This window comes from Bradyrhizobium sp. T-12, assembly GCF_058314695.1.
The window spans coordinates 2,465,109-2,478,663 of the sequence record NZ_CM177756.1 but is presented as its reverse complement, the minus strand read 5'-3'; the positions used below and the strand labels follow the sequence as shown (position 1 = coordinate 2,478,663).

At 65.5% G+C, this 13,555-nt stretch carries 12 protein-coding genes and 1 pseudogene; 8 read left to right on the top strand and 5 right to left on the bottom strand.

All coding sequences use genetic code 11. The features are described from left to right. Nucleotides 1-8 precede the first annotated feature (8 nt). Nucleotides 9-647, bottom strand: a complete 639-nt coding sequence (locus AC0WRY_RS11660) for an NrsF family protein (RefSeq protein WP_194407121.1) — start codon at nt 645-647, stop codon at nt 9-11. A 2-nt stretch (nt 648-649) separates the two neighbouring features. Continuing rightward, nucleotides 650-1,195 (bottom strand): sigma-70 family RNA polymerase sigma factor, encoded by a 546-nt coding sequence (locus AC0WRY_RS11655; RefSeq protein WP_194407120.1) that lies wholly within the window; start codon nt 1,193-1,195, stop codon nt 650-652. 291 nt (nt 1,196-1,486) lie between these two features. Between AC0WRY_RS11655 and AC0WRY_RS11650 the strand changes: the two genes are divergently transcribed. The 7 genes and pseudogenes from AC0WRY_RS11650 to AC0WRY_RS11620 all read left to right on the top strand — a co-directional run bounded on the left by AC0WRY_RS11650 (nt 1,487) and on the right by AC0WRY_RS11620 (nt 7,099). Continuing rightward, nucleotides 1,487-2,158 (top strand): hypothetical protein, encoded by a 672-nt coding sequence (locus AC0WRY_RS11650; protein ID WP_491123121.1) that lies wholly within the window; start codon nt 1,487-1,489, stop codon nt 2,156-2,158. Between the two features lie 146 nt (nt 2,159-2,304). Next, nucleotides 2,305-3,084, top strand: coding sequence for an enoyl-CoA hydratase (locus AC0WRY_RS11645; RefSeq protein ID WP_491123120.1), 780 nt, complete (start codon nt 2,305-2,307; stop codon nt 3,082-3,084). Between the two features lie 220 nt (nt 3,085-3,304). Then, the gene (locus AC0WRY_RS11640; RefSeq protein ID WP_491123119.1) at nt 3,305-4,702 is read left to right on the top strand and encodes a TolC family outer membrane protein; all 1,398 of its coding nucleotides are present in this window, start codon (nt 3,305-3,307) and stop codon (nt 4,700-4,702) included. 104 nt (nt 4,703-4,806) lie between these two features. Next, nucleotides 4,807-4,959 (top strand): annotated as a pseudogene (locus tag AC0WRY_RS11635) (type II toxin-antitoxin system RelE/ParE family toxin); the annotation flags it as partial. Nucleotides 4,960-5,097: 138 nt separating this feature from the next. Beyond that, nucleotides 5,098-5,448 carry an addiction module antidote protein gene (locus tag AC0WRY_RS11630; RefSeq protein ID WP_194407115.1) on the top strand — a complete coding sequence of 117 codons (351 nt, stop codon included), beginning with the start codon at nt 5,098-5,100 and terminating at the stop codon, nt 5,446-5,448. An 80-nt stretch (nt 5,449-5,528) separates the two neighbouring features. Beyond that, on the top strand, nt 5,529-6,086 hold the full coding sequence (locus AC0WRY_RS11625) for a P-loop NTPase family protein (protein ID WP_491123118.1): 558 nt from the start codon (nt 5,529-5,531) through the stop codon (nt 6,084-6,086). A gap of 50 nt (nt 6,087-6,136) precedes the next feature. Next, entirely contained in the window at nt 6,137-7,099 is a 963-nt protein-coding gene (locus AC0WRY_RS11620; RefSeq protein WP_194407113.1) for an amidohydrolase family protein, read from the top strand. A 3-nt stretch (nt 7,100-7,102) separates the two neighbouring features. Here the strand turns inward: AC0WRY_RS11620 and AC0WRY_RS11615 are convergent, their stop codons facing one another. From AC0WRY_RS11615 to AC0WRY_RS11605, 3 genes are all read right to left on the bottom strand, one after another. After that, the gene (locus tag AC0WRY_RS11615; RefSeq protein ID WP_194407112.1) at nt 7,103-10,219 is read right to left on the bottom strand and encodes an efflux RND transporter permease subunit; all 3,117 of its coding nucleotides are present in this window, start codon (nt 10,217-10,219) and stop codon (nt 7,103-7,105) included. Nucleotides 10,220-10,248: 29 nt separating this feature from the next. Beyond that, on the bottom strand, nt 10,249-11,493 hold the full coding sequence (locus AC0WRY_RS11610; RefSeq protein WP_194407111.1) for an efflux RND transporter periplasmic adaptor subunit: 1,245 nt from the start codon (nt 11,491-11,493) through the stop codon (nt 10,249-10,251). 145 nt (nt 11,494-11,638) lie between these two features. Next, on the bottom strand, nt 11,639-13,051 hold the full coding sequence (locus AC0WRY_RS11605) for a CoA transferase (RefSeq protein ID WP_194407110.1): 1,413 nt from the start codon (nt 13,049-13,051) through the stop codon (nt 11,639-11,641). A gap of 56 nt (nt 13,052-13,107) precedes the next feature. Between AC0WRY_RS11605 and AC0WRY_RS11600 the strand changes: the two genes are divergently transcribed. Further along, a complete protein-coding gene (locus tag AC0WRY_RS11600) occupies nt 13,108-13,395 on the top strand; it encodes a hypothetical protein (RefSeq protein WP_057027154.1) in 288 nt (95 codons plus the stop codon). Nucleotides 13,396-13,555 lie beyond the last annotated feature (160 nt).

Sequence of the window (13,555 nt, the reverse complement as noted above, 5' to 3'; positions counted from 1 at the left end):
CTGGCTCGTCAGTAGCGCAGGACCCTGGATCCGACCGCCGCGCCGATCGCCGTCACCAGCGCGGCGGCAAGCGTGTACCAGGTCGCGACGAACAGGGGCGAGTCATCGGTGCAGTGCGAGGCGTAGAGCGTCGCGGCCAAGCCGGCCGACACCAGGCCGGCGAGCGCGCCGGCCAGCGCGGGTTGCGAGGGTGCACCATGTCGCAGGCCGAATAGTGCACCCGCGAGCAACGGCAGCGACATCGCGGGGATCGCGAGCAGGCACACCCTGGAATTCTTGCCCACCAGCCGCATCGTCATCGGCATCGCCGGCGCCATCATCGCCTCGCTGCCGATCGCGACCGCAAGCAGCCCAACGGGGAGCAGCAGCAGCCAGCCCCAGCCGCGCATCAGGGCTTCGGGACGCGACAGATGCAGGCTGACGATGATCGCCGGGATCGCGAGCGACAGCGTGACCGCGAACTTCATGTCGAAGAACGGATTGCGCATGGCCGTCATCACGTCGGCGCGCACGCCGAGGAAGGTCGCGAAAATCAGGATCGACAGGGGCGCGGCCACCAGCAGCGCCATGGTCAGCACGGCCCCGACGCGCGGGGCGCGGTGGGCGTTGTCGGCTGCGAGCGAGCGGATCAGTTGGTCGGTATCCATGACTAGTGGTCCCGCAATTTGGCAGTCAGTGCCGCAAGTCCGCGATGCAGTGCGACCCGCACCGCGCCTTCGCTCATCGAAAACTTCGACGCCGTGTCCTTGATCGAGGCGCTCTCGACCGCGATCGACTGCAGCACGTCGCGCTGGCGCTGCGGCAGCGTGCCCAGTTGCGCTGCGACCTCGCCCGCAGAGACTGTTTCCTGCGCAGTCTCGCCCGGCAGCGTCTCGGCGAAATCGTCGATGTTGACGAAGACGCGCCTGCCGCGTCGCCTCAGCGCATCGATCAGCTTGTTGCGGGCGATCGCGAACAGCCAGGGGGCAAAGGGGGCCTCGCTGTCCCAGGTGTGCCGCTTCAGGTGCACCGCCAACAGTATCTCCTGCACGATATCCTCGGCCTGATCAGGGGGTTGCCCGGCCCGCGCCAGGCCACGCCTCGCCGCGGCGCGCAGCACCGGCGTGATCGCCTTCAACAGGCGATGATATGCCGCATCATCGCCTGCCATGGCCGACCGCATCAGGCCGGTCCATTCGTCCTCACGTCCGCGCACGCGCGCCCCTCACCATGCAATTCGGCCGTTCGTTCAATTTGTTACGCGGGCCGAACGAGATCACGAATTCGTGATCAATGCCCGGACCTCGCGACCGATACGGCCGTCAACCTCTGCGACGGCTCATAACACCGATCGGCCCGTCCCGCACCCGGCGGCCGGTGGCAGCGGGCCGGTTTGCCCCGTTTTTGCCCGGTCTAGCTCGAAGATTCCCATTTTCTGCCCCGCTGTCGTCACGCCCCGGGGTCTCTGTTCGCTCCCGGGACGGGCGGAATTGGGGAGATCATCACCATGATGAAAGCCAGCGGGCGCGCGGCATTGATCCTTCTTGCCGGCCTTTTCGTGCTGTTCGGAGGCGTTGCACAGGCGGCGCCGGACCAGGCCACCGGCGGAAAATCGGACAGCGCAGGCAAACAGGCTGACGCGGCCAAGCCGAGCAAGCACCGGCGCCATGAGTCGCGCCGCGCCAGCAGCAGCAGCAGCAAGACCGCACAGAAATCCGACGACAAGACCGACGCCCCGGCAAAGACCGAGGAGCCGAAGGCCGCCGCCAAGGCCGAGAATGACACGCCGGCCTCGAGCCAGATGCCGCCGGCGGTCGCCAATGCCAATGCCCAGCTCGCCGCCGCCGATACGCCGACCGCGGCGGCGGCCTCCGCGATGACTGACCGCGCCAACGACAATGTCCAGGCCGCGGCCGATAATCCCGGCGCCCCGAACCCCGAGAGCCAGGTCGTCGCACCCGATCAGCTCAACGACATCGACCGTGCCGTGCAACAGGACAGCCCGCCGGCGCAGAAGACGGTGATTGCCGCAACCGAGGCCCAGCCACGGCCGGCGCCGGTGATGGCAAGCAGCCAGCAGAGCTCGGCCTGGGACCAGAGCTCCCTGATCGGGAAGATCTTCATCGGCGTAGGCACGCTGCTGACGCTGGCATCCGCCGCACGCATGTTCATGGCGTGATTGCAAGCCCGGCCCGGCCCGAATTCTTCGTCTGAAACACCTCTTCCGGAACGCGCGCTCGCCGCGTGTTCCGGGGCCTTGAGCCCCCTTGAAGGCATCCGCGCCAGCGGGCACATTGCCCGCCCAATCAAACGCGTGGGTGGAGCATGAGCACGTTCGAACACATCATCGTCGAAAGCAAAGGCGCGGTCGGCATCATCAAGCTGAACCGGCCGAAGATGCTCAACGCGCTCTCCTTCGGCGTCTTTCGCGAGATCGCAGCTGCCGTCGATGATCTCGAAGCCGACGACGCCATCGGTTGCATCGTCGTGACCGGCAGCGAGAAAGCCTTTGCCGCCGGCGCCGACATCAAGGAGATGCAGCCGAAGGGCTTCATCGACATGTTCTCCGAGGATTTTGCCGCGATCGGCGGCGACCGCGTCGCACGTTGCCGCAAGCCGACGATTGCGGCAGTTGCCGGTTATGCCCTCGGCGGCGGCTGCGAGCTCGCCATGATGTGCGACATCATCATCGCCGCCGACACGGCAAAGTTCGGCCAGCCCGAGATCACGCTCGGCACCATTCCCGGCATCGGCGGTACGCAGCGCCTGACGCGCGCGATCGGCAAGTCCAAGGCCATGGATTTGTGCCTCACCGGTCGCATGATGGATGCGGCGGAAGCCGAGCGCTCAGGCCTCGTCAGCCGCATCGTCCCCGCCGACAAGCTGATGGACGAGGTGATGGCGGCGGCCGAAAAGATCGCCGCGATGTCGCGCCCTGCCGTCGCGATGGCCAAGGAGGCGGTGAACCGCGCCTTCGAGACCACGCTCGCCGAGGGCATGAGCGTCGAGCGCAACCTGTTCCACGCGACCTTCGCGCTCGAGGACCGCTCCGAGGGCATGGCGGCGTTCATCGAGAAGCGCAAGCCGCTGAACAAGAACCGGTAATTTCGGCGAGCGGTCAGGCTGGTGTAAGGCTCTGCCGCGCTCCCTTAAGCCCCCTGTGACGAAGCTGCAACAAGCACGGATTTCATGGGGGTTTCCCCCGCGGCAGTTTGCCTGCGGGACCTCGGCTGGTTAAACAGTTAAGAGGCCACCGTCGGCGGGGGCGGACAGCCGGATTAAGCGGGATTACATGATTGGACGTACCGCCAGAGCTGGTCGCGTGATGACGCGGCATCGATCGGGCGTGGGTCCTGCGCTTGCGACATGGACCACGCTGGCGCTCTGTTGCGCCCTGCCCTCCAGCGCCTGGGCCGAAGCCCTGCCGGAGGCGCTGGCCAAGGCCTACCAGACCAACCCGCAGCTCAATGCCGAACGCGCGCGACAACGCGCCACGGACGAGAACGTGCCGCAGGCCCTCGCCGGTTACCGGCCGCAGATCGTGGCGAGCCTCAGCGCTGGCCTGCAAACGGTGCGCAATCTCTTGCCCGACAACACGATCCAGACCGGCAATTTGAAGCCATGGATCATCGGCGTCACCGTGACGCAGACCCTGTTCAACGGGTTCCGTACCGCCAACAATGTGCGGGCCGCCGAACTCCAGGTGCAGTCGGGCCGCGAGGCGCTGCGCAATGTCGGCCAGGGCGTCCTGCTCGACGCGGTCACCGCCTACACCAACGTGCTCGCCAACCAGTCGCTGGTCGAGGCGCAGCGTTCCAACGTCGCCTTCCTGCGCGAGACGCTCGCGGTCACCCAGCGCCGCCTCAACGCCGGCGATGTCACGCCGACCGACAGCGCGCAGGCCGAAGCGCGCCTCAATCGCGGCCTTGCCGATCTCAACGCCGCAGAAGTCGCGCTTGCCATCAGCCAGGCGACCTATGCGCAAGTGATCGGCAATTCGCCCTCGCAGCTTCGGCCCGCCGAAGTCGTCGACCGCTATCTGCCGAAGAGCCGCGAAGACGCCATGACGATGGCGATCCGCCAGCATCCGGCAGTGATGGCCGCCAGCTTCGACGTCGACGTTGCCTCCACCAACATCCGCATCGCCGAAGGCGCGCTGCTGCCGAGCGCCACCATCCAGGGCAGCGCCAGCAAGAGCCGCAACAACGACCCGACGCTCGGTACCTTCGCCGAAGACCAGGCTTCGATCGTCGCCAACGTCACCGCGCCGATCTATGACGGCGGCCAGGCCGCCGCGCAGACCCGGCAGGCCAAGGAGATCACGGCGCAGAGCCGGCTCGTGCTCGACCAGGTGCGCAACCAGGCGCGCACGGCCGCGGTCAGCGCCTGGGTTGCCAATGAGGGCGCCAAGGTCGCGGTCTCCGCGTCGGAGTCCGAGGTGAAGGCCGCGACCGTCGCGCTGCAAGGCGTGCAGCGCGAGGCCGCCGGCGGACAGCGCACGACGGTGGACGTGCTCAACTCGCAGGCCGACCTGATCCAGGCCAAGGCCCGCCTGATCGGCGCGCAGCGCGATCGCGTCATCGCCTCCTACACGCTGCTCAGCGCGAGCGGCCATCTCGACGTCAAGACGCTGAGCCTGAACACGCCGGACTACCTGCCCGAGGTGCACTACCACCAGGTCCGCGACGCCTGGCACGGCCTGCGCACGCCGTCGGGACAGTAGGCGCCCGCGCAGCATCGCTTCACAGCATCTTGGACCGCCTGCCGTCTCGATGCGTCCCCCGGTTTCTTTGACATGCTGTCGCCCATGGGCTACAGTTGTGTCCCATGATCGAGGTGAGGCAGACCGAGCTTTTTTCGGAGTGGCTGAATCGCCTCAAGGACGCGAGCGCAGTTGCCCGTATTACCGTCCGCCTTCGCCGCATGGAGATGGGTAATCCCGGCGACAGCAAGGGCGTCGGCCACAACATCCGGGAAATGCGCATCGACCACGGTCCGGGCTACCGAATCTATTATGTGCAGCGCGGAACGCAGATCGTGGATCCTGCTATGTGGCGGCGACAAACGCACGCAGCGACAGGACATCAAGCTAGCTCAGCAACTAGCGGAGACATTGTGATGCCGAAAGCAGCAAAAACGGCGGTCAAAGCGGCATCCAAGACGACGCGCTTCGATGCCGCCGACTATCTCGACACTGAAGAGCGCCAAGCCGCCTATATTGCCGCCGCGCTGGAAACCGGTGACGCCGATTTCGTGCGCGACGCCCTCGGTCTCGTTGCGCGTGCGCGCGGCATGAGCACCATCGCCAAAAAAGCCGGCTTGAACCGCGAAAGCCTGTATAAGGCCCTCGGAGAGACGGGAAATCCCGAGTTCGGCACGGTCATGCGCATTGTCGCGGCGTTGGGCCTGACATTGTCGGCTCAACTCGCGACCAGCGGACGAGCGACGAAGCGCCGCCGCGCCGCCTGAGGGAGCCCGCCGCAAGGCGCCCTGGACGTCGCGATTGCTGCGACCAGCCGCCCGACCGGTTCAGACAATGTCAGGTGAACATGAAGAGCCGCCGCATCCATCTGACGGGAGCCTCGGGCGCCGGCGTGACGACGCTCGGTCGCGCGCTTGCCGGCCGGCTTGCGCTGCCGCATCACGATAGCGACGATTATTTCTGGCTTCCGACCGTGCCGCCCTACCAGACCACGCGCCCGGCCGCTGATCGGCTGCGTCTGATGCGCGAGATGTTCCTGCCGCGGCACGACTGGGTCTTGAGCGGAACCGCCACCGGCTGGGGCGACGAACTCGTCGCGTATTTCGACCTCGTCGTCTTCGTGGTCACGCCGCGCGAACTACGGCTGAAGCGATTGCGCGCCCGCGAGGCCGCGCATTTCGGTGCTGATGCCGTCGCGCCCGGCGGCTGGCGTCGTGAGGAGACCGAAGCCTTCATCGAATGGGCGTCCCATTACGAAATCGGAGATCGCGAGGGCCGCAGCTTCGCAAAGCATGAAGCGTGGCTCGCTGGCCTGCCCTGCCCGGTCGTGCGTGTTGACGGCGCACGCCCGCTTGCGGACCTCGTTGAGCAGCTATGCAGTGACGTGCAGCGGTTGCCGGGCTGATGTGATACTGTCCCGGCATCGTCTTCAAGAACGATGCAGGGAGAGAAACCATGCTCAGCCGACGCGGCGTCCTCTTCGCCTCCCTTGCCGCCGGAGTAGCCATGACCAGCAAAGCCCACGCCCGTGCGGCGCAGCCTGCAACGCCGGTGAATTTCGACGTCCCGGCGCATGCCTGCGACTGCCACACCCACATCCATGGCGATGTCGAAAAATTTCCGTTCTTCGCAGGGCGCGTCTACACGCCCGAGCCCGCCAGCCCCGAAGAAATGGCCGCACTGCACAAGGCGCTGCATATCGAGCGCGTGGTGATCGTCACCCCGAGCGTCTACGGCACCGACAACTCGTCCACCCTGTTCGGCATGAAGGCGCGCGGCGCGACCGCGCGCGGCGTCGCCGTGATCGACGACAAGACCACCGAGGCGCAGCTCGACACGATGCATCAGGACGGCTTCCGCGGCATCCGCCTCAACCTGGCGACCGGCGGCGTCAACGACCCCAATGTCGGCCGGCCGCGCTTCACCGCGGCCGTCGAGCGCATGAAGGCGCGCGGCTGGCACGTGCAGCTCTACACCACACTGACCATGATCTCGGCAATCAAGGACCTGGTCGAGACGGCGCCGGTGCCCGTCGTGTTCGACCATTTCGGCGGCCTCGAAGCCGAGCGCGGCGCGGAGCAGCCTGGCTTCTCCGATCTCGTCGCGCTGGTGAAGTCCGGCAAGGCCTATGTGAAGATCTCCGGCGCCTATCGCTCGTCGAAGCTCGCGCCCGACTATCAGGACATGGTGCCTTATGCGCAGGCGCTGATCGCGGCAAATGCGGACCGCATCGTCTGGGGCACGGACTGGCCGCATCCGGATTCGAGCCGGGTCGAGGGACGCAAGGCCACCGACATCGCGCCGCTCTACCAGATCGACGACGGACGTCTCCTCAATCAGCTTCCGGTCTGGGCGCCGGATGCCGGCGTGCGCAAGAAGATCCTGGTCGACAATCCGGCGCGGCTCTACGGCTTCTGACGCTCAGCGCGCGCGGCGCGAGAAGAACGAGATCAGGACCGGCAAGGTCACGAGGATCACGACCGGCGCCAGCATCATGCCGGTGACGACGACGACCGCGAGCGGCTTCTGCACCTGCGAGCCGATCCCCTCCGACAGCGCCGCCGGCAGAAGGCCGACGCCGGCGACGACGCATGTCATCAGCACCGGCCGGAGCTGCAGCTCTCCGGTGCGCACCACCGCGGTCATGCGATCCATGCCTTCTTCGATGAGCTGGTTGAACTGCGACAGGATGATGATGCCGTCCATCACCGCGATGCCGAACAGCGCGATGAAGCCGATCGCCGCAGAGACGCTGAATGCCGTGCCTGATATCAAGAGGCCGAGCACGCCGCCGAAGATCGCCATCGGGATCACGCTCATCGCGAGCAGCGTGTCGGTCATCGAGCCAAAATTGAACCAGAGCAGCACGCCGATCAGCGCCAGCGAGATCGGCACCACGATCGACAGCCGCCGGATCGCATCCTGGAGATTGCCGAACTCGCCGACCCAGTCCATGTGCGCGCCGGGCGGCAGCTGCACCTGGTCCGCGATCTTCTGCTGGGCCTCGCTGATCGCGCTGCCGAGGTCGCGCTCGCGCACCGAGAACTTGATCGGTAGATAGCGTTCCTGCTGCTCGCGATAGATGTAGGCCGCACCCGAGACGAGGCTGATATTGGCGACCTCGCTGAGGGGAATCTGGGTGACGGTGCCGTTCGGCCCGGGCGCACCGATCCGCAAATTCTGGATGGCCTCCGCGCTCCTGCGATATTCCGGTGCGAGGCGGACGATGATCGGGAAGTGACGATCGCTGCCGGGCTCGTAGAGGTCACCGGCCGTGTCGCCGCCGATCGCGACCTTGATCGTGGCATTGATGTCGCCCGGCGCAAGGCCATAACGCGCGGCCTTGGCGCGGTTGATGTCGATCTGGACGGTCGGCTGGCCAAGCGAAGTGAACACCGCAAGATCGGTGACGCCCTGCACGGTCGACAGCACCTGCTTGATCTTGTTGGCGGTGTCGGTCAGCGCCTGGAGGTCGCTGCCGAACAGCTTGATCGAGTTCTCGCCCTTCACGCCGGAGACGGCTTCGGAGACGTTGTCCTGGAGATATTGCGAGAAGTTGAACTCGACGCCGGGGAAGCGATCGTCGAGCTGCTTGAGCAGCTGCGCGGTCAGCTCTTCCTTGTCGCGGGTCCCGGGCCATTGGCTGATCGGCTTCAGCGGCGCGAAGAACTCGGCGTTGAAGAAGCCGGCGGCATCGGTGCCGTCGTCGGGACGGCCGTGCTGCGATACGACGGACTCGACCTCGGGCCGGGCGCGAATCACCTTGCGCATCTCGTTGACGTAGGAGTTACCCTCCTGGAGCGAGATGGTCGGCGGCAACGTGGCGCGAATCCAGAGATTGCCCTCTTCCAGCTTCGGCAGGAATTCGAGGCCGAGCAGCCGGGCGAGCGCCACCGTCATCAGCACGAGGCCGACCGCACCGCCAAGCACGATGCTGCGATTGGCGACCGCCCATCGCAGCAGCGGCGAGTACAGCCGGTGCAGGATCAGCATGACCCTGGTCTCGGTTTCCTCGACATGCGCGGGCAGGATGATCGCGGACAACGCCGGCGTGACGGTGAAGGTCGCAAGCAGCCCGCCGGCCAGCGCATAGGCATAGGTGCGGGCCATCGGTCCGAAGATATTGCCCTCGACGCCCGACAGCGTGAACAGCGGCAGGAAGGCCGCGATGATGATCGCCGCCGCGAAGAAGATCGAGCGCGAGACGTCGGCCGCCGCGCTGAGGATGGCGTGGCTCTTCATGCCGAACAACGTCTCATTGGACATGTGCTCGGATTCCGACATCGGCGTCGTCTGCGTCAGACGACGGAAGATCGCCTCCACCATGATGACGGTGGCATCGACGATCAGGCCGAAATCGATCGCGCCGACCGACAGCAAATTGGCCGATTCCCCGCGCAGCACCAGGATGATGACGGCGAAGAACAGCGCGAACGGAATGGTGGCGCCGACGATCAGCGCGCTGCGCAGATCGCCGAGGAAGATCCACTGCAACAGCACGATCAAGAGAATGCCGACCACCATGTTGTGCAGCACCGTATGGGTGGTGAGCTCGATCAGATCGCCGCGGTCGTAGATGCGCTCGATGCGCACGCCGGGCGGCAGGATGCTGGAATTGTTGATGGTCTGGACGAGCTGATGGACCCGCTTGATGGTCGGCGAGCTCTGCTCGCCGCGCCGCATCAGGACGATGCCCTGCACGATGTCGTCGGCCTCGTCGAGGCCGGCAATGCCGAGGCGCGGCTTCTGGCCGACGGTGACGGTTGCGACGTCCTTCACCAGCACCGGATTGCCGCCGCTCTGTGCCACCATGGTATTGGCGAGATCGTCGATCGACCGGATCAGGCCGACGCCGCGCACCACGGCCGACTGCTGGCCGATATTGACGGTGTTGCCGCCGACATTGACGTTGGAATTGCCGACCGCCTGGAGCAATTGCGGCAGCGTCAGCCCGTTGGCGACCAGCTTGTTGAAGTCGACCTGGATCTCATAAGTCTTGCTTCTGCCACCCCAGCCGGTGACGTCGATGACCCCTGGCACGGCGCGGAAGCGGCGCTGCAGGATCCAGTCCTGAATGGTCTTGAGATCGAGCACGCTGTAGTTCGGCGGCCCCACGAGGCGGTAGCGGAAGATCTCGCCGATCGGGCTCAGCGGCGAAATCTGCGGCTGCACGTTGCCCGGCAGCGGCGCCAGCTGCGCCAGGCGGTTCAACACCTGCTGCAACGCCTCGTCATAGGTGTAGGCGAAGGAGAACTGAATCTTGACGTCGGAGAGACCGTAGAGCGAGATGGTGCGGATGGTCGTGACGTTCTTCAGGCCTGCGACCTGGGTCTCGATCGGGATCGTGATGTAGCGCTCGATCTCCTCCGCCGACAGTCCGGGGCTCTGCGTCACGATGTCGACCATCGGCGGGGTCGGATCGGGATAGGCCTCGATGTTGAGCTGGTTGAACGCGATCACGCCGCCGATCAAGACAGCGACGAACATGCCGACCATCAGGAAGCGCCGGTTGACGGCAAGGGCGACGAGACGATCCATTCAGGTCTTCAATTTTCTTGGGTCGTCGATCAGCTGCCGGACGCCGCGCGGTCGATGAACAGGCTGCCCTTGGTGACGATCTGCTCGCCGGGTTTCAGATTGCTGGTGACTTCGACGAGGTTGCCGTTGATGAGGCCGATCTTGATCTGGCGCAGTTCGACCGATTTGTCCTCACGCGCGACCCAGATACGAACCTTGTCGGCTTCATAGATCAGGGCCTGTTTCGGCACGGCCGGAGCGGCGCGGTCGCCGGCCGAATAGATCGTGACGTTCGCGAACATCTCCGGCTTGAGCAGGCCGTCCTTGTTGTCGATGGTGGCGCGGACCAGCAGGCGGCGGGTGTTGGGATCGATGGCGGCGGCGACGTAGTTGATCCTGGCGGTCAGCGGCCGGCCCGGCAGCGCCATCACGTTGACGGTGATGTCCTGCCCGATGCACACGGCGGCCGCGTCGCTCTCGCGCACGAAGGCGGTGAGCCAGACCGTGGAGAGGTCGCCGATCACGAAGACCGGATCGCTGGCACCGGAATTGACGTACTGGCCCGGGCCGATCTTGCGCTGTACCACCGTGCCGGCGATCGGCGAATAGATCGTGACTTCCGGATTGATGGCGCCCTTGTCCTGGAACGCCTTGATGGTCTCGTCGGTGAAGCCGAGGATGCGGAGCTTGTTGCGTGCGGCTTCCAGCGCGGTCTGCGAGGAGCGCATGTCGTTGCGCGCCTGAACCTGCGTCGCTTCCGCCTGCTGATAGTCCTTCAGCGGAATGGCATGGCCCTCATAGAGGTCCTTGGCGCGCTTGTACTGGATATCGGAAAGTTCGAGCGCCGACTTCGCCTTGTTCTGCGAGGTCATCGCCGCGATGAAATCGTTCTGGGCCTGCACCGTGTCGGCGGCCTCGATTGTGAACAGCGGTTGACCTTGCTTCAGCGTCTCACCCGGCTTGGCCAGCAGCTTGGTGACGCGGCCGGCATAGGGCGAGAACACCGGCGTCGAACGGTCCTCGTCGACGGCGACCTTGCCTTCGGTGACGTATTCGGCGCGGAAGGCCCTGGCTTTGACCGGCTCGATCGTCAGCGTCGCCCATTCGGACGGCGTCGGCGTGAAGTTCTGCGCATTCCTGCGCGACTGGCTGGAGATCTCGGAGTGCTTCTTTTCCTTGGGGCCCAAGGACAGGAAACCGTAGGCACCGGCGCCGGCAAGAGCTAGTAGAACTACGGATGTGATCACCCGTTGTTTTGTAAACACCTGCAATAGCTTGGTATTTTGATCTACCATGGAGCCCGGTCGTGTCTGCGACGATCTCGGCAGGTACCTGCCTTATCGGTTGCGCTAATAGTGCCGAATTAGGATTTCAGACAACCTAAAAAACGCTGCGCACCTTTCGGTTTGCGTTAAATTTTTGCGACGTGTCAGCTTCACGTCAGCTTCGCTCCGGCCACCGTGCCGGATGAGAGCCGAGCGGCATCGCCGGACGAGACCATTGTGCCGGTGTCGTCGATAGCAGCGCCGAATGGCGCACCGCCTTCAATATGCCGAAGCCAGATGGCATGCTCTCGATGAACGCAGCATGTACGGCCTCGCCCGTAAGATCCGGGGTGTTCAGTCCGCCGTCGAGCCGGCCGAGATTCCAGAGCCAGCGCCCGGTCTGCGCCAGCGACACGCGTACGTGCCAGCTGCCGCCCTCGCTCGCCTGACGCGCCTTGGCCATCATCGCGCCGAACGCCATCAGATAGCCGGTGGCGTGGTCGAGCATCTGCGCCGGCAATTCCTTGGGACCATCGAGGCCGGCCGCGCGCCCTTCGGCGTGGTTGAATCCGGTCGTGGTCTGCACGAGCGAGTCGAAGCCGCGGCGCTCGGCCCAGGGACCGGCATGGCCATAGGCCGACAGCGTAACATAGACGATGCCGGGATTGATCTTCGCTGCATCCTCCGGCGCGAAGCCGATCGCGGCGAGCGCATGCGGGCGATAGCCTTGCGAGAAGATGTCGGCATCCGCCAGCAATTCGCGCAACTGCGCCCTGCCCGCTTCGCTCTTCAGTTCGATGAAGGTGGTGAGCTTGCCGCGGCCGGTGTCGATGGTGAGCCAGTCGATGGCGGGCAGCTCCGGACCCGACACCAGCAGCACATCAGCGCCGTGCGCGGCGAGCGTGCGGCCGGCGACGGGACCTGCGATGACACGGGAGAGATCGAGCACGCGAAGGCCCGAAAGCGGACGATCGTCGCTCGATGATCCTTGTGGCCACGGCTTCGGCGCGGCTTCGCCGATCTTTTCGATCGAGATCAGCGGCAATTGCGCGAGCGCGCACGCCTGGGGCAGCGCGGACCACTCGTCGTAGCTGCGCATCAGGGCAACGACGCCGCCCGCGGCGTAAGCCGCAGTCTCGAAATCCTCGCCCTTCCAATGCATGAGCGCCGCCTGCACCTTGTCGCGCTCCGGCTCGCAGGCAAGCACCTTGCAGACGGCGTCACGATGGTGCGGGAAGTTGGTGTGGCAGCGAACGAAGCGGCCATCGCCGGTCCTGTAGACGCCGGCGATGGCGTCCCAGGCCGGCGGCGGCGGTTTGTCGTCGAGACGGAGATAGCGCTCGGAGCGGCATTCGGCGACGGCGTGGCGCATGTCGACGGAAACTTGCTGCGTCTCGCCGCTGCGCAGCCGCCAGATTTCAGCAGCAGCAAGGCCGGCGGCAGCGATCGTCGTCTGCCCGGCGACCGCGACGCGAAACGAGGACGGGATTTGAGGCTCCTCGCCGGTCAGCCGCACGCGATCGAGGGCGGCCGCGTCACCACCTGCAGAGGTCCAGATGTCCTTGAGAATGTCGGCGGGGCTTTGCATGCCGCTTCTCTCCCTTTAGTTTTCCCGACCATGTCACGTTCACAGAAAGGTTTGCAATGGCCGCCATCGATCCCCTCATCGCAGGTGCCGTATTCATCGCGACGGCGGCCACCGATGCCGTCTATGTCATGTTCACCTCGGCCGTGATCGCGCGCAAGCGCATTCCGGCGGCGAACTGGAGCGCGGTCTGGTACCTGCTCTCCTCCTATGCCGTGATCAGCTACACCGAAAACGCCTTCTACGTCGCCTTCGCGGCCATCGGCTCCTGGGCCGGCGCCTATGCCTCGCTGACTTTCCTGCACCGCCCGCCCGGCGGCCCGCCGGTGGGAGCGGCGCCGGAATGAGGGTCTCTCCCCGTCATTGCGAGGAGCTCTTGCGACGAAGCAATCCAGACTGTTTCCGCGGAAGCATTTCTGGATTGCTTCGCGGAGCCTGTCATCGGGCCGCGCTTTGCTCGGACCCGTTGGCTCCAATGACGATGTGAAGGCTTATGCGGATCTCCTG

Coding starts and splice junctions, on each gene's coding strand:
- AC0WRY_RS11660 (WP_194407121.1), bottom strand. CDS start 647: ATGGATACCGACCAACTGATCCGCTCGCTCGCAGCCGACAACGCCCAC.
- AC0WRY_RS11650 (WP_491123121.1), top strand. CDS start 1,487: ATGATGAAAGCCAGCGGGCGCGCGGCATTGATCCTTCTTGCCGGCCTT.
- AC0WRY_RS11645 (WP_491123120.1), top strand. CDS start 2,305: ATGAGCACGTTCGAACACATCATCGTCGAAAGCAAAGGCGCGGTCGGC.
- AC0WRY_RS11640 (WP_491123119.1), top strand. CDS start 3,305: ATGACGCGGCATCGATCGGGCGTGGGTCCTGCGCTTGCGACATGGACC.
- AC0WRY_RS11630 (WP_194407115.1), top strand. CDS start 5,098: ATGCCGAAAGCAGCAAAAACGGCGGTCAAAGCGGCATCCAAGACGACG.
- AC0WRY_RS11625 (WP_491123118.1), top strand. CDS start 5,529: ATGAAGAGCCGCCGCATCCATCTGACGGGAGCCTCGGGCGCCGGCGTG.
- AC0WRY_RS11620 (WP_194407113.1), top strand. CDS start 6,137: ATGCTCAGCCGACGCGGCGTCCTCTTCGCCTCCCTTGCCGCCGGAGTA.
- AC0WRY_RS11615 (WP_194407112.1), bottom strand. CDS start 10,219: ATGGATCGTCTCGTCGCCCTTGCCGTCAACCGGCGCTTCCTGATGGTC.
- AC0WRY_RS11610 (WP_194407111.1), bottom strand. CDS start 11,493: ATGGTAGATCAAAATACCAAGCTATTGCAGGTGTTTACAAAACAACGG.
- AC0WRY_RS11605 (WP_194407110.1), bottom strand. CDS start 13,051: ATGCAAAGCCCCGCCGACATTCTCAAGGACATCTGGACCTCTGCAGGT.
- AC0WRY_RS11600 (WP_057027154.1), top strand. CDS start 13,108: ATGGCCGCCATCGATCCCCTCATCGCAGGTGCCGTATTCATCGCGACG.